Genomic DNA, 19,959 nt, shown 5'->3' on the forward strand with positions numbered 1-19,959 from the left:
ACTCATTTTTGAAAAATATTTTCAATATATGAAATTAGAAAAGGAATGATCCACAGCCAAAGCTGTAGATCATTCCTACTTGTCTAAAAAGTTTTTTTGCACCGCTCTAATGCATTTTGACAACGCACTTATTGTTCATTTTTTTGCTTTTCAAGCGGACTATCCATTGAATTTCGTACCTGTTAACACAAAAACCGGCGTTTACGATCTCCGCAGACGTCGGGCATTTTCACAGCGATCCTCTGCCTTTTCGCACTATGTTACATCGCTTTATGAATTCACTTTATTGCTTCTGCATTTACAGGTTATATCAAATGCCACTGTTATAATAGTTAATTAGACAGCCGGATGCAATGATTTGCTTTTCCGGCCCGGTGAGATCATCAACATAGACAGCAATCTCTTTAACCGAGTGACCATTGACGACATATGCCTTCATTTCTTTTTGGCCGGATAGCAGCGTGGCGCGAATACCCTTAATATAGACATAACTGTCAAGTGCAACATCATCGCCATCCTTAACAATAAAAGGTATAATACCCCAGTTGATCAGGTTAGAGCGGTAGCGTTTGGTTGCATATTCTTTTGCAAAATTGGCCCAGCCGCCAAGCACCTTCTGGCAAGAGGCCGCCTGCTCGCGGGCGGATCCATCGCCGGGCTTATTGGCAAAAAAAGAAGAACCTATACCAACCTGCTTTTCGTCCCCTTCAAACAACCCCTTTTGCCGTAGCATATTAAACACCTGCGCTATTTCAGCATTTTCAGCGGGGGATACACCGTTTTCGCGCGCGACCTCAATTTCACGCAGCTGCTTAGACTTTGGCACGTAGTCCGGGGCTTTACGACTGAGCGCAAACTCCGAAAGCCTCTCCGGGTTGGAGCGGAAGGATGACGTCTCGCCCGAGGGGATAAGCTCATCCGTAGTGGTTACCGGATCGTCGATATAAGTAACCACCTTCACGAGCAGATCGTCAGTCAGACTTGGCATTTTGGGCCATTCTTTAATATTGGGTCCCATGACCAGCGAAACACTTGCATTATGGTTATCGGTAGCGTTAAGAACACGCTTTTCATAAATGCCTTTATCAAAATAATAGGCCGGCTTTGTCAGCTTAAAATCAATTTCCTCTGCACTGGTCAGCTTGCCACTGTTAATCGCAGTTGCCGCAATGCTGCGCGCATCCATAAGCGCCACAGAAGCCACCTGGCCCTCGCCTGGCTTTGAACCTTCGCGGTTGGGGAAATTTCTGGTGGTGTGGCGGATCGAAAATTCGCCGTTTGCGGGGGTGTCACCCGCGCCAAAGCAGGGGCCACAAAACGCGCTGCGCACAATCGCGCCGGCAGCCATCAGCTTTTCGATACTGCCGTTTCTAATTAGCTGAATATAGGCCGGCTGGCTGGAGGGATAGACGCTCATCGCAAATGCGCCATTGCCGACAGATTTTCCGTTTAAAATATCTGCTGTGTCGACGATATTATCATAAGTACCCCCTGCACAGCCTGCAATAATTCCTTGATCGACGTATATATCGCCATTGATCACCTTGTCTGCAAGTCTTAAGCGCAGCGACTTATTTTCCAGCTGTTTGAGCGCTTCTTCTTCAGTATATTTTAATATCTCAAGAGGGTTCTTCTTTAATTCATCAATGGTATACACATTGCTGGGATGGAACGGTAACGCAATAGAAGGCTTGATGGTCGAAAGATCCACATAAATGCAACCATCGTAATAGGTAACCTCGCCTGGCTCAAGCTTTTTGTAATCCCCTGCCCGATCGTGCGCTTCGAGATAAGTTTTGACCTTGCCGTCGGTTTTCCAAACCGAACTCCAACAGGTGGTCTCGGTGGTCATTACATCGATGCCGTTTCTGTATTCAACATCAAGGTTTCCAACACCGTCACCGATAAATTCCATAACCTTGTTTTTGACATAACCATTTGCAAATACCTTTCCGATGATAGAGAGCGCCACATCCTGCGGGCCGACAGCCTTTGAGGGCTTGCCAGTAAGATAGACCGCCACCACCTGGGGATACTGCATATCATAAGTGCGGCTCAATAGTTGCTTCGCCAGCTCACCGCCACCCTCGCCCACCGCCATGGTGCCAAGTGCACCGTATCGGGTGTGACTATCGGAGCCGAGTATCATCTTGCCAGGCCCAGCCATCATCTCGCGGTTAAACTGGTGGATAACTGCCAGATTGGTCGGCACATAGACACCGCCAAAGCGTTTTGCAGCTGATAGGGCAAACATGTGATCATCTTCGTTGATGGTGCCGCCAACCGCACAAAGCGAGTTGTGACAGTTGGTGAGTACATATGGAACAGGAAACTTTGTCAAACCTGAAGCAATCGCCGTTTGAATAATGCCAACATAGGTAATATCATGACTGGTGAGTGAATCAAATTTAAGCTTGAGCTGATGCTCGTTTTCGCCAGCATTATGGCTTTTCAGAATGGCGTGCGCTATTGTGCCTTTCTTAGCTTCTTCCTTCGCGACTGTTTTGCCAGTCATCTGCTCAATTTTTGCCGGTGCATCATTCGTATCCTCTATAATTTCTGAACCAACCAGAAAAACGCCACCGTTATAAAGCTTTATCATTGCGCTCTTCCTTTCAAGATTGTTTGTTGATTTTATTATATGGCGGCCTTATAATATAAACAAATATTATAATTTTATAAAGTGCATAATATTTTTATTATATAGCGACTGCGAGGGACAACATGACCGAACGCGAACTATTTTATATGAAGACAATAGCCAAGGAAAAAAGCATATCCAAGGCGGCTGCAAGGCTTTATGTTTCACAGCCGTCATTGTCCCAATATGTCGCACGAGTGGAAAGCGCTTTGGGTGAAAAAATATTTATCAGAACCGGCAATGGCTTAATTCTAACCTATGCCGGTGAAAAGTATATGCAGGCTGCCACCAACATTTTAAATATTTATTCCGATTTTAAGAATGAAATCAGCGCAATGTCCCAGCTTAAAAGCGGGCGCATGACAATAGGCATCACCTATTTTCTTTCGATGCTGATTCTTTCCGATATTCTTTCAGCTTTTCAACTGGCTTACCCCGCCATAGAGATTTTTGTGGTAGAAAGAAGCACGAATGAACTTGAAAAGCTGCTTGCGGCGGGTGAAATTGATTTTGCAGTTATGCATATCCATAAAAAATTGCCCGTCAATACCGAAATCCACGCGCACTGTCATCTCTTGACTGATCCCTTTGTGGCTGTGATGTCCAAGCATGCCCCACTCACAAAAGCTTTGCCGGACAGCGACGGTATACCTACTATAACGCTAAATCAGCTCAAGGATAGCCGGTTTATTATGGTGCATAAAGACCAGCGTATACGGCAAATATCTGATTTGATTTTGGCTTCGGCTGATTTTTCACCGAAAATTGCGCTCACAACGCGCAACTGCGAAACTGCGCGGCAGCTATCTGTAAGAGGCGTCGGGATTTCTCTGCTTCCGATGTCATATATTAATCATTTTTCCGACAACCGCGATGCCATGATTTGCCGATTGGATAATACCGATGCCTACTGGATTCGATCGGTCATGACCCAAAAGAGCGGCTATTTATCTGCTGCATCACAGGAATTTATTGTAATGCTACGCAAGGCGCTTGAAAGTAGCACAAAAGCCGCACACCTTTGACGTGTGCGGCTTTTCATTAGCTTAGCTTTGATACTACATCTGTTGTTTCAGATATGCAAAGGTGGTAGAAGGCACCAGCTTTGCAACCTCATCGATATTCCCCTCACGTAGCAGTCGTCGCACAGCCGAAGCACTGATTGGCATTCCATTGAGCTGCTTTCTCTCAATCTCGATAAACTCAATGCCATATTGGGGCAGCAATTCCTTCATCTTATTGTTATAAGCATTGGTTACCCCACAATTTGGCTCAGTACCAACAAACCGTTTTGTTATCCCCAGACTCTTGGCAAAATATTCACAGAATATACGAATATCCAACTCACAGTTCGCGTCATCCGCCTTGGTTCTTTCTTTAATGAAGTAGGTTGGAAATACTGCGGACGATATGAGATAATCACTAGTTTTGTGCAGCAGAACATTGGCCAAATCCGCCACGCCTAGTCTAACCAGCTCATAGCGCACATCCGCTGAAAATTCGCTTTTATCCTCCGACAGAACAAATAGATGCAGCACATCGCACTGCTTCGAGGCGGTTTCTATCAGGTAACGATGCCCGTTTGTAAAGGGATTGCAGTTGACGACAATGGCACCTATAGTGCTGCCTTCGCGCTGTTCGAGCTGGGCAACATACCTTTTGATGCCATTTTTGCTGTTTTCGGTCAGTAATACATCCTTGGTTTCAAGAATCGGATAGAAACCCATATCTATAAACATTTGCTTGTTTTCAGGCTTTGTAAATAGAAAAAGATGCGTTTTCCCGCGTTCGACCGCCAGATTGCACACTTGCGTTACAACCCGCGTGGAAAGACCATAGCCTTGATAATTTTTAGAAACAGCGATGCACTTGAGAACATTGTCGTGAAGCGAGCAGGTGGCGGCAATATAGCCCTCTGAATCCATTAGGTTAACAGTCGCTTCAATCTGTTCATCATAATGCAAATAGTTTTCAGACAGAAACGCTTTTAGTCTTTCCTTTTTTCTACCCGTAAAAGGAAAGCCCTGCTCCTCATAAAAATCATACTCTTCCATAGTCATCCCCTTTCCTTTATCAAAACATGAATGCAGCAATACATTAGAGTTACTCAAGTGGTGTGCATAAATTTTACCACACCTGATGATTATGAAGCAACCATCTCAAAACTTAAGCTTTTATTTTATATAAAAATATTCTTATTTTCCTATTCTACAAAAATCAGGTATTCGTACCCAACACAGAACTTATCCAAATAAACCTACGATAAAATAGCATCCCTATTGCTATCAAAAAATCCACAGCATTTTAAAACGATATCCATCCCAAAAACTTTGGTATAATCACGCGCTGTTTACAGATACTATCAACACAACCTATTTTGTGACAAACAAACTGTAAACGATAAGGAGCGTGCCCGATGAAAGCCACCGGAATTGTAAGAAGAATAGACGACCTCGGGCGTGTCGTCATCCCAAAGGAAATCCGCAGAACCATGCGTATTCGCGAGGGCGACCCGTTACAGATTTCATTGACACAGTGGGAGAGGTTTTGTACTGGGATGATGGGGCTAGAAAAGCAAATTCATACATAGCTAACGTATTGTCAAAGTAACCTCTTCTACAACGTCTCGATATATAAATCGGGCAACTTCTTATCACAATTGTGATAAGAAGTTGCCCGATTTATTATTTTACAATTTTAGTTTTCCATCCAAAAAGTCCTGATACCTGTCACAGATAGGCGCAGTCTCTCCAAAATCAATCTGTTTACCTTTATGGAGCCACAAAACCTTGTTGCACATGTTACGCACCTGATCAAGCGAGTGCGAAACCAAAATCGTTGTTGCGCCGCTACCAATAATCTCCTTCATCTTGGCTTCGCTCTTTTTGCGAAAAGCACCGTCGCCAACCGATAGCACCTCATCGAGAATAAGGATATCAGGTTTGACTAACGACGCGATAGAAAATGCAAGCCTAGATTTCATTCCAGAAGACAACTGTTTAAAAGGGCGATCCTCGTATTCCTGTAACTCAGAAAAAGCAATAATATCACGGTATGTTTCATCCATAAATTTTCGCGTATATCCAAGCATAGCCCCGCGCAGATAAGCATTCTCTCTAACGGTTAAATCTCCGTCAAAGCCACTAGCCAGTTCAAGCAGCGCGGCAATGGTACCCTCTCGCTTCACGCTGCCGCGGGTCGGTTCCATAATACCAGAAACCGCCTTGAGTAACGTTGATTTCCCGGCGCCATTCGTTCCGATGATGCCCAGCATATCCCCACACTCAATCGAAAAGCTGATGCCATCTACCGCCCAGAATTCCTTAACAGCATAATTGTTCTTAAGCTTTCGCATGACAAATTCTTTGAGACCGATTTCTTTAAAATCACCAGTAATATATCGAATGGCGACGTCGTTTAATTCTAAAATCATGCCAACGCCCCCTTATAAATAGTATAAAAATTTGTGATTATACTTTTTGTACATCCAGCAACCAATACTAAGCATAACCAGCGCGTAAAATGCGCATAGCAGGTGAAAGCTCAATTCCGGAATGCTGTTTTCAATAACAATTTTGCGAAAGTATCGAATATATACATAAACAGGGTTTGCGTAAAATAGATACTGTATATTCTGAGGATAAGCTGAAATATTATAAAATATAGCTGACAAGTACATCAATAACATGGTAAAAACACTGTACAAATATTCCACATCTCGAAAAAAAACATAGAGCGCAGACAGCACCATTCCCACTCCGATATTTAAAACAGAGATGCAAGCTATCGGATAAATTAAAAGTAAAAAACTCCAACGGAATGACAGGCCCGGTTCAAATGCGACAAATACAAAAAATACAACTAGCGTCAGTAAAAAGTTGATAAAAGCCTGTACATTTCTCGAAAGTAAGAACATGTATTTGGGCACATCTACTTTTGTGAAAATTGACGCATTTGACATCAGCGACCGCATACCACCGGTAGTTGCATCATTAAAATAGGAGAATATAAGGTTGCCGCAAAAAACGTAAATAACATAGTGTGCAGTTGTGCGTCCAAAAAACTGTGAAAAGACTGCCGCTATAACAGCAAGCGTCAGAAGTGGAGATATTATGCTCCATAACATACCAAGGACCGTGCGTTTATATTTTTTCTTGAAATCTCGTTTGACTAGCTCTTCAAACAAAAATCGATATCTGATTAACTTTTGTATCATGTAATAACCTCGCGTCGCCGCTATTATCGGTACATTCTTTTATAGTACTTTAGGTAATCCCCTGAGGTCACGTGCGTCATCCAGTCGGTATGATTCAAATACCAGTCGATTGTTTGAGTAATACCCTTGTCAAAAGTGTAACTGGGTGACCATCTTAATTCGGTGGTAATTTTGGTATTGTCGATAGCGTAGCGTCGGTCATGCCCAGGGCGATCCTGAACATGCGAAATCAACGACTCGTCCTTGCCCATACGCGCAAGAATGAGCCGGACAATCTCAATATTTGCCTTCTCATTGTTGCCGCCGATGTTATACACTTCGCCGTTGCGTCCTTTACACAGCACTGTATCAATGGCGCTGCAGTGGTCCTCAACATACAGCCAGTCGCGTATCTGCATGCCATCGCCATAAACCGGCAGGGCACGATTTTGGGTGCAGTTGTGAATCATCAGCGGAATCAGCTTTTCAGGGAACTGATAAGGGCCGTAGTTATTCGAGCAGCGGGTGATGTTCACCGGCATGCCGTAGGTTTCGTGATAAGCGCGCACAATCAGGTCAGCTGACGCTTTAGACGCCGAATAGGGGCTGTTGGGCGCCAGCGGTGTCGTCTCGGTAAACAAACCCGTTTTTCCCAGCGTACCATAGACCTCGTCAGTTGAAACCTGTAAAAAACGCACCCCCTGCCGGTAGGTACGGCAATATTTGTTGTCGGGCTCATCTCTCCAGCAGCGCTTGGCTGCGTCGAGCAGCGTTTGGGTACCGATAATATTCGTGGTCAAAAACAGTTCGGGCTCGGTGATACTACGATCAACATGGCTTTCTGCCGCAAAATTGACCACGGAATCAAATTGATATTCAGCAAAGAGCCTGTCCACTAGGGATCGGTCGCGAATGTCACCTTTAACAAAAGTGTAGCGGGAGTCATCTAATACAGAGGCCAAGTTTTCTAGATTTCCAGCATAGGTTAAAGCATCGAGATTGACCAATTGAAAGTCTTCATATTTTGTTAGCATATAATGAATAAAGTTGGAGCCTATAAAACCGGCGCCGCCGGTGACAAGGATCGATTTCAATTTCCAGTCCCCCAAATTCAGTAAAAATTTACTGTCGATAATCCAGCAAAGCCTCCACAGCATCCACACCCAACGTCACAATGCCGTGTACCTTTTGCATTTGCAGCCTTTCGGCGAAAGAGTCGTCGATAAACAAAGCCTTTTTGCCGGGCTGGACAAAATCGCATTTGCGTTGGGTGTGATCGATATGAATAATTTCATCAAACAACTCGGGCGCAATTTTATAGCGCTTCAAGGTTGCGTTAATATCGTAGTCATGCTTTGTCAACAGCTTGACGGGAATATTTTTATTGACGCATTGATAAAGATAGCGCATCAAATTTAAATTAATTTTATTATGCACAATAACTGTGTCATCAAAATCGAGATAGACCTCCTCAAATTCTATCGGAAGCCGATAAGCGTTATATAACGCACGGTCTACCTCTACTGTATTAAGTTGAGACGTAATCTCCACATCACACCCCATTATATCAAACACACTCAGCAGCGGCAGATTGACGCCTGCCGCACGTTGGACGCACATGGTACCCGCAACACGGGTCGCAATCTCTAATAGCTTGTAGTCACCGTCACGGTCGCGTTTAAGTTGAAAAAACCATGCGCCCCGCATGGGAATACGCGCCGATATTTGCCGGGCAATCTCATCGATTTTTGCATCGGGCTTCTGAAGCCGAGAATTGACACTAATGCCGTTGCGGATGCGGTTGCGGTTGCGGCAACTGGTATATTTCAGCACGCCGTGCCGGTCTGTAAAGCAGTCGACCGTATATTCCTCTCCTTGAAGATACTCGCAAATCACATTAGCAGTATTGCTTTCAGCCAATTTTTGGCGCAGCGCTTCGGGTGTATGCAAAATATAAAAGCCCTTGGCACCGTACCCCTCCTCCGGCTTTATAATGACCGGAAAACGGGTAATCTGTTCCGGATTATCGTAGGTTTCGGGAACAAAGTCAAGTCCGTTCATATGCGCGTATGTTCTGGCCTTGCTGCGGCAGATATGTACAGCCTCATGGCAGGGCGCTATAAGCGGGGCGGCAAGCTGTTCGCGATGCGCCGACAACACACCCAACACCTCATCCATAGCAGGATAAATAAAGTCGATATGCTGCGCTTTGAGTAGCGCATTAAAGTGCGCCAAAAAGTCGGGAGCATGCACAAAGGGCAAACCCTCACAATAATGCTCAAACACATATTGACCATGGTCAGGAACACTGGAAGCGCCAACCAGCGTGATAAAAGAAACATCCTTTAACGCATGGTGCAATTCCAGCCCCACCTCTGAGCCACAAGGGAATATTAAGATGCGTATATTTCGCATTATGCAACCCACCTTATCATTTATCTGATGTTTCACGGTTTTTCAAATTCTGCTTAATCTGCGTGGTGGAAATCTCCGGAGTTCTGGACAGATACGCCACTTCACAGTGCTCTTTCAGGAAGTCAAACTTTCCTGCCCAATCATCCCCCATCACAAAGGTATCCACATGATATTGCTCTACATCATGCGCCTTTTGCGCCCAGTTTTCTTCGGGGATGACCAAATCCACATAACGAATCGCTTCCAAAAGCTGTTTGCGAACCTCATAATTAAAATAACATTTTTTTTGCTTACTGTTCCAGTTGAATTCATCCGTTGAGAGCGCCACGATTAGATAATCGCCCATGGCCTTCGCCCTTTTGAGCAAATTAATATGCCCATAATGCAACAAATCAAAAGTGCCGTATGTGATGACACGTTTCACTTTAAAACCCTACCTTTCTTGTAATGCCAACCTTCTTTTAATCTCGTCTACTATCCGCCGAGAATTGTCCTTATCATTGACTGACATATCATAAAACATGCTGCGAATCTCACGTCGAGCGGTGCCGTCTTTTTGCGGGTCTTCAACATATGTGACAATGGCGCTGAGCACCTCTTCCCACGTTTTGGCCTTGATGCCCGGCGTAACACTGTCGTAATCAAAATCCATTTGTGTGTCGTGCTTTGTATACGCTTCAAAGTCATAATTAAAGTAGATGATAGGGCGGTCCAGTAAAACAAAATCGTTTGCAATGGAAGAATAGTCCGAGATTAAAACAGAATATCGCCCTAATGTTTGATAAACATCCTTCTCCGTATCAATTTGGATGCGATCATACGCTTCCGCCAATCGCGCCAGTCTCTCCCCGTAACTTCGCCATGTGTGGGGATGCAACCGGATGGTCAGATTGGCATTGAGCGCCTGCATGGTTTCTTGAATTTGCACCGCCGCATCAATAATATACTGCACCATTTCCTTTTCCTTTGTTGCATTCCAGCGGTATGTTGGCGCATACAGAATCCGGCATACGTCGGTATCTCTTTGTGTCTGATGAATGAAAATATTCCTCGGGAAGCCACAAACAAAGCACTGTTCCGGCTTAATATTCAAAGGTGCGGCAAACTGGCCGATCTGAAGCGGCCCCGGGCAGATGACCATAAACCACTTTTCAAACAGCTCTCGAAAATAGGCATGGCGTATATACTTCATCTTTTTTATCAGGCGCTGCACCGCGTTATCCGTTTGGGCAGGCAAAATATCATCGCTGTATTCAGCCCCCGGCACAGTGGTACTCTTAACTAAATTTTTAGTGGATTTTAGGCCAACGCCATGCCAAAGCTGAACAATCTTTAAATTGTCATTTAAGCCCGAAAGCGCATCATAATCCGACATTCTGTAATGATCTGTCACCGCAATCGCCGCACGCGACACAATGCTGCGACATCGGCGTGTTCTCATCATAAGCACCGGCTTATTTTCAGATTGCAACTGATCGAAAATACTTTGATCCATCGTCAACCAATAAGCCGTGATCTCAGGGTGGTGCGCCAAAACATACTCATAAAAATATTTGGTGTTGTCAACGTAAGTCTTTTTATTAAAGCCGGAAAACACCCAAATGTCAGCGCGCTTGGGAACCAGCGTATTTTTCCAATAGAGTGCCAAGGAAATGATGTTTCTCAGCTTGCCCTTAAGCCATTTCAGTCCCTTTATAACCTTTTCTGTTTTACGAAACAGCCACACAATAGGCCTAAGCAGATTTCGATAATACCGATTGCGCACGACTAATTTGTAACCTTCCCAACTATAGGCGCGTGTCAGTGCTCTTGAATCGTGATAAAAAGAGATGTACGAGCGCAAAACAATCTTTGCCGCTTCGGGGTGATCCGTAAATAAAGTCGCCACTGCTTCGCTGTCATCTCGCGCAATGACCGCCTTTAAATAATTGGTAGCTTCCAGTTTTATCCTGTTTTCGATTTGAATTTTGCAATAGTCGCCGTAATGCTTCTCAAAAAACGTCAATAAATCTGTGAGCACCAGTATCCAATTCAGTCTGGTTTTTACAAAGTGTTCATTCTTGCTTTTAAACATGATAATACCAACATCACTTCGCCTGTATGCTGATACGACATCCGGCAGCAAAGACAGCTTGCCTAATCCTAATTGCATCATCATGATGGGATGGTCGCCAAAAACGCGCGTATAATACGTGTCCGGAATAGGCAGGTCATAATTCCACCTAAACAGCATGGTGGAAGTGTGCGCCGGTCCATTGGAAATATAGGAAGCAGCAGTCCATTCCCTTTGGTCCTTGTTAATTTCGGGCATACTGTGCGGAATTAACCGACGTCCTTTCGAATCAGGCGCATAGTGCGAATTTAAGTACCACTGGTCATCCGCTATAATTTCAGCGTTGCAAAAACAGGCGCGGTATTGATGATGCGTCTGCATATAATCAACCTGCTTTTGCAGCTTATATTCATCCGTCCAATAATCATCACCCTCGCAAAAGGCAATATACGGGCTGGTGGCGCGCTGGCACATATCAATCAAGTTGCGCTGTGCCCCCACATTCTCCTCCCGAATAAAAGGGACAATAATATCGGGGTATTTCGCCGCATATTCCCGCACAATATCGGCTGTGCTATCGGGACCGCAGTCCTCCCCCACGAACACCTTAAATTTAAAATCGGTTTTTTGCATGAGAAAGCTATCGAGTGCCTGCGCAATGTATTCCTCATGATTATAGGTAATGCAAACAACGGTCACCATCGTGTCGTCGTTCTGGATGCTTTTTTGTTCGGTTAAAGTCGGTTTGCCATCTTCCGCCGCAAATTGGCGCGCGGCTTCTACCGCATAACTCGCGAGCGAAACCTTTCGTTGAATATCCATTGTCTGATCACGCATTTCAAAATCTACTCCTGTGTATTTAATCTTCCAGCGACAGCAAATACTGCCCGTAATCGGTCATGCGCAACACATCACCCAGCCTGTGCAGCTGCTCTGTGGTAATAAAACCGCGCCGCCACGCAATCTCCTCAATACAAGAAATATAAAAGCCCTGCCGCGCCTGCACCACTTCGACGTATTCAGCCGCCTGCAGCATACCCTCGGGCGTACCGGTATCCAGCCACGCCATGCCGCGACCCATCAAGACAACCTTGAGTTCACCTCGCTGTAAATAAGCATTATTGACAGCTGTAATCTCAAGTTCTCCGCGGGCGGAGGGCTCAATGCCTTTTGCTATTTCCACCACACTGTTGTCGTAGAAATAAAGCCCCGGTACCGCAAATTGAGACTTCGGCTTTTTTGGTTTTTCCTCAATCGAATGTACATTAAAGTGCTCGTCAAAAGCCACCACGCCAAAATCGGTCGGATTTTTGACCGGATAGCCGAAAATCGTCGCGCCGGAAAGCTCTTTTTGTGCGCGTCTGAGCGTTGCGGTAAAATCCTGTCCATAAAAGACATTGTCGCCCAAAATTAAGCAAACCTGTTCGCCAGCAATGAACTCCTCACCCAGAATAAAGGCCTCCGCCAACCCGCGGGGCTGCTCCTGCACCTTATATTCAATCGAAACGCCGATGCGAGAACCATCTCCCAAAAGGCGCTGATAATTATGGATGTCCTCCGGTGTGGAGATCAACAATATCTCCCGAATACCCGCCAGCAACAGCACCGAAAGCGGATAGTAAATCAGCGGCTTGTCATAGATAGGCAGCAGCTGTTTAGAGACCGCGAGCGTCATCGGGTAAAGCCGCGTGCCCCTTCCGCCCGCCAGAATTATGCCCTTCATCTTTTTCCCTCCAAGATCGCGCAACAAATGTATTCCGCGTCGTCAACCGTCATATCCGAGTAGAGCGGAAGCGTCAGAACCCGCTCCGCCATCCTCTCCGCCACCGGCGTGCCTTGCAAGGGAAATCTGCCCTTATAGCAGCGAAAATGGCTCGTGAGTGGATAAAAATATTTTCTCGGGAAAATATTTTTATCCTGCAGGCGTTCGCATAGAGCGTCCCTATCCTCTCCGAAAAGTACGGGGTCGACAACTACGGGGAAATAGGCGTAGTTCGGCTTTACATCCGGTCGCTCGGGGCAAAGATAAAAGCCAGGTATACCACTCAGCAGCGCCCGGTAACGCGCAACCACCTGCGCGCGCCTTGCAATCTGATCTTTGACATGCCGCAAATTACACAGCCCCATTGCCGCCTGAAATTCGTTCATTTTAGCGTTGCCGCCAATCTCTCCAACATCCTCAGCGGTATACTGGCCGAAGTTCTTGAGCGCCATAAGCTTCTTCATAGTCGCTTCGTCGTGACAGGCCAGTCCGCCACCTTCAATGGTATGAAAAACCTTCGTCGCGTGGAAGCTGAACATCGACAGATCGCCAAAACAGCCGATGCACGTTCCGTCTAGCTCCTCACCAAAGGCGTGGGCTGCGTCGTAAAGCACTTTTAGTCCGTGCTTTCGCGCAATTTCTTCAATTTCTTTGACCGCGCAGGGGTTGCCGTATACATGTACCGGCAAAATCGCCGAGGTCTTTGGTGTAATAAGTGCTTCAATTTTGGCGGCATCCATTGTAAAATCCACCGGAGAAATATCGCAGAATACCGGCGTCAGTCCGTTTTGAACAATGGCCTGCGTGGTGGAAGCAAAAGTAAACGGCGTTGTGATAACCTCGCCTGTTAACTCCATAGAAGCCAGAGCCAGCTCCAGCGCCAGATGTCCGTTCGTAAAAAGCGCCATATAAGGCACCTTTAAAAAGTCGCACAGCGCCCGCTCAAGCCGTTGATGGCGGCTGCCCATGTTGGTCAGCCAGCGGTTCTCCCAAATAGGCGCAATTTCTTTAACATATTCCTCCATTGGTGGCATAGAAGATCTGGTAACCGGTATTGGTTCATGCATATATTCAGTCAGCTCCCTTGCTTTTGTTTTTCTCTCAATTTACGAATCACGCCTGCTGGCAGCGCAAGAAGATAATCAAGCGGCTGACCTTCGCGCAAAATTTGGCGTACCAGCTCAAAGCCCTCCGCACTAGGATGCCTTAATGCTGCCCAAACAGCGCTGACAAAAAGCGCCTTCTTATGCGATAAAAAACCACCATCCACTCCCAGCACCCGGCAAGCGTAGGCCTCCAGCTTTTTGGTGTAGTCATAATCTTCCCGAATTCGGTTGGGATTGCGCGTGTAAGCGACCGCCGTCGCATTGCTGCCTTCCGATTTACACGGACAACGATAGCAGCTCATCGTGTCGGACAGCTGGGAAATAGTCCCTTGCGAGGCGAGCAGCAAGCACAGCGATCGGTCTCCGATAAGCGGATGTATTGTTATAAGCGACTCGTAAGCCCCACCGGAATTTAAGAAAACATTGCAATGCAGCAGCGTGCTTGTGTGGCCCGGTAGCACAAGGCCATGAAAATCCTCAAGCGTGTACCGTTCCTTTTGGGCTATCCAGCTTAGATACTGGCTTTCGTGCGGATGTCCTAGCTCGTCCACAATGTGGCACCTGTGAGTGCAGCCAATGTAGTCGGGATACGCCGCCAGAAAATCTACCTGCTTTTGCAGCTTATGAACATCACACCAGTAGTCGTCGCCCTCAAGATAAGCGAGATATGCGCCGCATGCCCGGTTCTGTAAGTCGTATAGATTTCTGGTAGCGCCCATATTATGTGGTCTTAAAACGGGCTGAATCCGGGGCTCATTTTGTGCCAGATCAAGAATGATCTGCGCCGTACCGTCCTGAGAAGCATCATCGCCCACCAGAATTTCAAATTGAAAATCAGTCTGCTGCGCCAAGATGCTATTAAGTGCCTGACGGATATAGCGCGCGTGGTTGTAAGAAATCACCAACACGCTGACTGCAATAGACTCCTGCTCCATAAAGATTCTTAAGAAGCGCCTAACGCTTTGCTCCTATTCTTTTAAACTTTTCGTATTGCCCAAGCCCAACCTTGAGACGGTTCAATATGGCCAGGCAGTGTGCTTTTTTTCGTACTGCCAGCCAATAGTCGGACGCTTCGGTTTGCAGATATACCTGCCAGAGCGCGGCAAGTCGACGCCCTTCGCTACGATCCTCCACATACATATACAAGGTAGTAAAGTGGTCTCCTACGCCTCTTTTAATCCGTTCAAAGCAGTAGTCAAGCACGTTTTGGCCCGCGCCGTCCCGCTTAGCCGCATAGTAGGCTGGTATCAAGCGGAGTAGTACCCTCTCACGATGTTCGTGATATTTCGCTCTATTTTTGGGTGATGTGCTCTGCGCCGGATTCGCCACCTGATATCGATAGATGTCAAAATCATAATAGATTACATTTTTGGCATGCAAATAAGGCAGAATGACGTATTCCTCGTCGACAAAAAACATTTTGTCCTGCATATAAAAGGCGCTGGAACGAAGCAACTCAGTCCGATAAGACGTATTGTGAATGCTTGGCAGCGTTTTTAACGGCCCGGCGAAGGAGGTGGTCGCCACATCATAGGCCACGCCCTGCTGCGCAGCTCGTACCGGCGTCATCTGGCCATTTTGCATATTAACAATTTGGTAGTCGGTGAGCACAACATCAGCATCGCAGTTTTCAAGTGCCTCTAAAAGTTCGATCAACGCGGGGGTATTCACCCAATCGTCGGCATCGACAATACGGAAATACTGACCTTGCGCCGCCGCTAACGCCTGATTGATAGACGAGCCATAGCCGCGGCTATCCCGATCGATCAACCGAAAAATCCTCGGGTATTTTGACACATAGCTTTCTATAATCTGCTTGGAGGAATCCTCCGACGCATTGTTAAGGCAAATGACCTCTAAGCGATCAAATAGTCGCTCGTCACAATAAGTAGCAAGATTCTTATCTAACCATTGTGCCATATTAAAAGTCGGTACCGCAATGGTTAAAATGACAGAAGCAGTCATAAAAATTTCCTCCTCTTTCGGGCTTCCCGCTTTCGCCGTAGCCAATTTAGCATCGGTAACGGCAGCAGCCCAACGATTAGTGGTTTGACGACATATGGCAAGGCTTGCGGCAGCATGCCCAAATTTCCAAACCGGATAAGCCGAACCGTGGCCTCGTTGATACGAAAACGATATTTTCTGCGCCTTTCTTCCACGCCAGCCATAGAATAATCGAACAAAAACTCCTGCAGGTTCGCCCCCTTGAACCCCAAATGATAAAGACGCAGAAGCAGATCATAATCCTCACAAAGCAGGCAGTATTTTTTCTCACAATAACTACCTGCCATTTCCAGCACCTCACGGCGAAAAAGCAACGTTGGATGAATATACGGCATAACGAAGAGAAAATCCCGCGGTTTCGGAAACTCCGGGAGAACAAACGGTGTTATCGCACATGTATTAAATACACGATTAATATTGCATCCTACAAAAGCAATCTCAGGATGCCGCACCAGATAATCGTACTGTCTCTCAAACCGCTGAGGGTGCGAAAAATCGTCATCGTCCATTCGGGCGATAAACCGGCCCGTAGCGCGGGTCAAACAAAAGTTTAGTTTCTGCGGCAGCGTAATAGCATCCCCTCGCCGCATAAGCCTAATGCGCGCATCTTTTTCTGCCATACGCTCAAGCAGGCCCTGAGCCGGTACGCTGGAACCGTCGTCACAAATAAGAAGCTCAAAGTCGCTAAAGCTCTGATCTAAAATAGAACACACCGCGCGCTCTAACGGCGCTGTTTCGGATTTAACAAAGTAAACCCCCATTATAACTGAAATAAGCGGCATAGCGCCTCTCCCATCAATAAGATATCTATAGCTCTAGCTCAACCTTCACCCTATTCAGCGCAGCTTCAACCACCTGATCCATATTATAATATCGGTATTGCGCCAATCTTCCACAAAAAACGACGTTCTTTTCATGCTTAGCCAGTTGGCAATAACGCTCATAGACCTGTTGATTTTTCGAGTCGTTTACCGGATAATACGGCTCCTGCCCGGGTTCCCACGCCACAGAATATTCCCGCGTGACAATGGTATGCGGTTGCTCTCCAAACTGAAAATGCTTATGCTCTATGCTGCGGGTATAAGGCGTATCGCTATCAGTAAAGTTCATGACCGCAACACCTTGATAATTGGGTAAGTTATAGCAGCTATCTTCAAACCGCAGACTGCGGTAAGCAAGTTGCCCCAGCCCATAATCGAAATAACGGTCAATCGTTCCTGTATAAATAATGCGCTTTGCTATTTTATTAAAGAACACCCGGTCCTGAAAATAATCGGTTTGTAGGCGTACCTCGCTGTTTTGCAGCATTTTTTCTACAAGCGCGGTATATCCGTCGACAGGAATGCCTTGATACGGATCGTTAAAATAATTATTGTCGTAGGTAAAACGCAACGGAATTCTTCGAACAATAAAAGCCGGCAACTCATGGCAGGCCTGTCCCCATTGCTTTTCGGTATAGCCCTTGATAAGCTTTTCATAAATGTCAGGGCCAACAAGTGAAAGGGCCTGCTCCTCAAGATTCCGGGGTTCATGCGGATATACCATGCGCTCATTTTCAAGACGTCGCAGGGCCTGCTGAGGCATGAGCGTCCCCCACAATTGATAAAATGTGTTCATATTAAAGGGCAAATTGTAGAGCTCTCCCTTGTAATTGGCGATCGGACTGTTAATAAAATGATTAAACTCACCAAACTGGTTGATATACGCCCATATTTCCTTCTTAGATGTATGAAAGATGTGTGCACCGTAGCGATGAACAAGAATACCATTTTGAGACTCATCATAGATATTGCCCGCAATATGCCCGCGTTTTTCAATCACTAAACAGCGCTTGCCTTTTTTAGAAAGCTCATGGGCAAATACCGCACCTGTAATACCACCGCCAACAATTAAATAGTCGTATTGGGGCACAGAAAACCCTCCCGTTCTAACCGACTAAAAGCCAGCAAATACTTTTACTATATTACACGCAATTCGGTAATTTGTAAAGGAGCCCAGTATTTGAAAAATATCGGCATCCTCTGCGTGATACCAAAATACAATGTCCTCTATATACTATCATTTAGAGGTCTATTGTCTGCAGAGGGAGAAAGATTTGAGTGTCATATCAGGGCGAAAGAATTCTATCTGTAACACCACAATCCGGCGCAAGTATGGGTACTTGCGCCGGGTGCATTGCGTTAGTCCCGAAAATACCCATGAAGATGCTGCGCAGCACCCGCCGGGCGATTATGCTAGCTAAGATGAAACTGATGATGTATACGACGGTGGAATATTAAACAACTCCTCAATAACAATCAATTTTATGGCATAAGTATACATTGGTGCTATACGGCTGGTGCGTGTTCCGTTACGCTACAAACGCCCCGCCGCAAATGGTTCTTCGGCTTTACAACAAATCCTCTATATCGCATTGATCATACCCGCAGTCGATCAACAGCGCGATATCGTCTGGAGAAATGCCCATAGCCGTAGCGGAGGACAGTAAAGCATCCAGCGGCGTGTCCTCTCTGTACGATGTTGGATACATCAAGTTTCCCCAATTATACAGATCATCTCGTAGACCAAAGCGGGAATAAGCAGCCGCCTGATATAAATGCGACGTATCAAACTTTCCCCAGTGACAATCTCCCTGCTTATCAATTTGCAGAATGTCACCGCATTCAAAAGTGATATTTCTGTATAGCATTTTATTGAGCTTTAACCGATGTATTACCCGCTTCATAATCTGTTCGGTGGAGGCGTACAGACCGGTAGATGACGAGCGGGCTTGTCCCTTTTATAAAAGATAAAGTGCCGTTTACATCCAGTATTGTAAAGGTGAAAGAACCCTCGACCCGCTCGGCTGCCTGTTGCAGCGCGGCGAGGTCGAGAGTGTTGTGCTGTTCCAAAAGCTGAACCGCGACATACATCCTGAACTCAATGGTATCGTAATTTTGGATGTTTACACAGGCGTAGCGCCCAACGCAGCCAGACTTAGCAGTATTGAGAATCTCCTGCGGCGTGTTTTTGTAGCCATAACGGTTGGCTCAGCGTTTCATCTGCGATTGGTGCGGCGGGAGAATTCGAGTAGCTCTACCCAGTGATGCTCCACAAAATAAAGGACGTGGGCGATGCAGCGTACCTGCTCCGCCAGAGTTTCGCCTAAGCACCGGCGGCTGACGTGGATGTGCAGTCCGCAGGTATTGGTATCGTGGCTTTTATAACCCATATCGCGGGCGCAGGCCAGAATGCTTTCCCACGGCATTTGATGATGGTGGTAATCCATGCTCATCGGATGAGTGACGATCTCCATGCCCTCATTCAAGCTACTGTCCGACTTGATGTAAATGTGCGGAAGCCCGGCGTTTGCAACGTTTAATATACTCCGAGCGTTGAAGCCGCCTTTGCCTGCATCGTCTATTTCCAACTCGATGCCAAAATATCGGTCACCTTCTCCATAAAAGATGGGTTCGGGCTTGTATCCATAGGGATGGATGGAAGTGCGGTTCTGATGCGTATCGTAGCAATCATAGCAATAGGGAACGTTCTCATCTTCGTCTAGGTAATAAGCATCCTCGTTTCGAATCAGCTGACCGCAGTTCTCGCAGAAACAGTAATAATCGTCGGCGCAAACCGAACAAAGCATAAATACGATGTATACCAGCCGGGCCAGATTATACAAATAAACATAGATCATATAACCGATATAATGGGGAGCTTTGTTTCATCCTTTCCGGGTATATTTTATTATCAATACAGCGGCAGCGTTCAAAATCTCATGAGAATAAAAACAGACCAATT

At 46.0% G+C, this 19,959-nt stretch carries 19 protein-coding genes and 1 pseudogene; 3 read left to right on the forward strand and 17 right to left on the reverse strand.

Annotation, left to right across the window (positions count from 1 at the left end; translation table 11 throughout):
* Positions 1 to 310: 310 nt before the first annotated feature.
* The gene (locus RBH76_05820) at positions 311 to 2,602 is read right to left on the reverse strand and encodes a hydratase (GenBank protein WMJ84934.1); all 2,292 of its coding nucleotides are present in this window, start codon (positions 2,600 to 2,602) and stop codon (positions 311 to 313) included.
* Positions 2,603 to 2,724: 122 nt separating this feature from the next.
* Between RBH76_05820 and RBH76_05825 the strand changes: the two genes are divergently transcribed.
* Positions 2,725 to 3,666: a LysR family transcriptional regulator gene (locus tag RBH76_05825; GenBank protein ID WMJ84935.1), complete on the forward strand. Its 942-nt coding sequence runs from the start codon at positions 2,725 to 2,727 to the stop codon at positions 3,664 to 3,666.
* A gap of 33 nt (positions 3,667 to 3,699) precedes the next feature.
* Here RBH76_05825 and citC read toward each other — a convergent pair whose 3' ends face one another.
* A complete protein-coding gene (gene citC / locus RBH76_05830; protein ID WMJ84936.1) occupies positions 3,700 to 4,695 on the reverse strand; it encodes a [citrate (pro-3S)-lyase] ligase in 996 nt (331 codons plus the stop codon).
* Between the two features lie 362 nt (positions 4,696 to 5,057).
* On the opposite strand from citC, the pseudogene RBH76_05835 reads away from it, so the two are divergent.
* A pseudogene (locus RBH76_05835) lies at positions 5,058 to 5,165 on the forward strand (AbrB/MazE/SpoVT family DNA-binding domain-containing protein).
* Positions 5,166 to 5,330: 165 nt separating this feature from the next.
* On the opposite strand, the gene RBH76_05840 reads toward RBH76_05835, so the two are convergent.
* Genes RBH76_05840 through glf form a run of 12 tightly spaced genes read right to left on the reverse strand, consistent with a single transcriptional unit; the run spans position 5,331 to position 18,087 of the window.
* Positions 5,331 to 6,074 (reverse strand): ABC transporter ATP-binding protein, encoded by a 744-nt coding sequence (locus tag RBH76_05840; protein WMJ84937.1) that lies wholly within the window; start codon positions 6,072 to 6,074, stop codon positions 5,331 to 5,333.
* A 12-nt stretch (positions 6,075 to 6,086) separates the two neighbouring features.
* Positions 6,087 to 6,857, reverse strand: a complete 771-nt coding sequence (locus RBH76_05845; GenBank protein WMJ84938.1) for an ABC transporter permease — start codon at positions 6,855 to 6,857, stop codon at positions 6,087 to 6,089.
* Between the two features lie 23 nt (positions 6,858 to 6,880).
* A complete protein-coding gene (rfbB, locus tag RBH76_05850; protein WMJ84939.1) occupies positions 6,881 to 7,930 on the reverse strand; it encodes a dTDP-glucose 4,6-dehydratase in 1,050 nt (349 codons plus the stop codon).
* A 28-nt stretch (positions 7,931 to 7,958) separates the two neighbouring features.
* Positions 7,959 to 9,251, reverse strand: coding sequence for an ATP-grasp domain-containing protein (locus RBH76_05855; protein ID WMJ84940.1), 1,293 nt, complete (start codon positions 9,249 to 9,251; stop codon positions 7,959 to 7,961).
* 16 nt (positions 9,252 to 9,267) lie between these two features.
* Positions 9,268 to 9,675 carry a glycerol-3-phosphate cytidylyltransferase gene (gene tagD / locus RBH76_05860; GenBank protein WMJ84941.1) on the reverse strand — a complete coding sequence of 136 codons (408 nt, stop codon included), beginning with the start codon at positions 9,673 to 9,675 and terminating at the stop codon, positions 9,268 to 9,270.
* Between the two features lie 9 nt (positions 9,676 to 9,684).
* The gene (locus RBH76_05865) at positions 9,685 to 12,141 is read right to left on the reverse strand and encodes a CDP-glycerol glycerophosphotransferase family protein (GenBank protein ID WMJ84942.1); all 2,457 of its coding nucleotides are present in this window, start codon (positions 12,139 to 12,141) and stop codon (positions 9,685 to 9,687) included.
* 22 nt (positions 12,142 to 12,163) lie between these two features.
* Positions 12,164 to 13,027, reverse strand: coding sequence for a glucose-1-phosphate thymidylyltransferase RfbA (gene rfbA, locus RBH76_05870; GenBank protein ID WMJ84943.1), 864 nt, complete (start codon positions 13,025 to 13,027; stop codon positions 12,164 to 12,166).
* Positions 13,024 to 14,133, reverse strand: coding sequence for a DegT/DnrJ/EryC1/StrS family aminotransferase (locus RBH76_05875; GenBank protein ID WMJ84944.1), 1,110 nt, complete (start codon positions 14,131 to 14,133; stop codon positions 13,024 to 13,026). The genes rfbA and RBH76_05875 overlap by 4 nt, the downstream gene beginning before the upstream one ends.
* Before the next feature lie 8 nt (positions 14,134 to 14,141).
* Positions 14,142 to 15,107: a glycosyltransferase gene (locus RBH76_05880; GenBank protein WMJ84945.1), complete on the reverse strand. Its 966-nt coding sequence runs from the start codon at positions 15,105 to 15,107 to the stop codon at positions 14,142 to 14,144.
* A gap of 19 nt (positions 15,108 to 15,126) precedes the next feature.
* Positions 15,127 to 16,137 (reverse strand): glycosyltransferase family 2 protein, encoded by a 1,011-nt coding sequence (locus tag RBH76_05885; protein ID WMJ84946.1) that lies wholly within the window; start codon positions 16,135 to 16,137, stop codon positions 15,127 to 15,129.
* Positions 16,134 to 16,958, reverse strand: coding sequence for a glycosyltransferase (locus RBH76_05890; protein WMJ84947.1), 825 nt, complete (start codon positions 16,956 to 16,958; stop codon positions 16,134 to 16,136). The genes RBH76_05885 and RBH76_05890 overlap by 4 nt, the downstream gene beginning before the upstream one ends.
* Positions 16,959 to 16,983: 25 nt before the next feature.
* The gene (gene glf, locus RBH76_05895) at positions 16,984 to 18,087 is read right to left on the reverse strand and encodes a UDP-galactopyranose mutase (GenBank protein WMJ84948.1); all 1,104 of its coding nucleotides are present in this window, start codon (positions 18,085 to 18,087) and stop codon (positions 16,984 to 16,986) included.
* A gap of 188 nt (positions 18,088 to 18,275) precedes the next feature.
* Between glf and RBH76_05900 the strand changes: the two genes are divergently transcribed.
* Positions 18,276 to 18,455 (forward strand): hypothetical protein, encoded by a 180-nt coding sequence (locus RBH76_05900; protein WMJ84949.1) that lies wholly within the window; start codon positions 18,276 to 18,278, stop codon positions 18,453 to 18,455.
* 110 nt (positions 18,456 to 18,565) lie between these two features.
* On the opposite strand, the gene RBH76_05905 is transcribed toward RBH76_05900, so the two are convergent.
* The 3 genes from RBH76_05905 to RBH76_05915 all read right to left on the reverse strand — a co-directional run bounded on the left by RBH76_05905 (position 18,566) and on the right by RBH76_05915 (position 19,840).
* Positions 18,566 to 18,865: a hypothetical protein gene (locus tag RBH76_05905; protein WMJ84950.1), complete on the reverse strand. Its 300-nt coding sequence runs from the start codon at positions 18,863 to 18,865 to the stop codon at positions 18,566 to 18,568.
* Position 18,866: 1 nt separating this feature from the next.
* A complete protein-coding gene (locus RBH76_05910) occupies positions 18,867 to 19,088 on the reverse strand; it encodes a hypothetical protein (protein ID WMJ84951.1) in 222 nt (73 codons plus the stop codon).
* Between the two features lie 125 nt (positions 19,089 to 19,213).
* Entirely contained in the window at positions 19,214 to 19,840 is a 627-nt protein-coding gene (locus RBH76_05915) for a hypothetical protein (protein ID WMJ84952.1), read from the reverse strand.
* Positions 19,841 to 19,959 lie beyond the last annotated feature (119 nt).

Source organism: Oscillospiraceae bacterium MB24-C1, from assembly GCA_030913685.1.
In the GTDB taxonomy this organism is placed as follows: domain Bacteria; phylum Bacillota; class Clostridia; order Oscillospirales; family Ruminococcaceae; genus Yanshouia.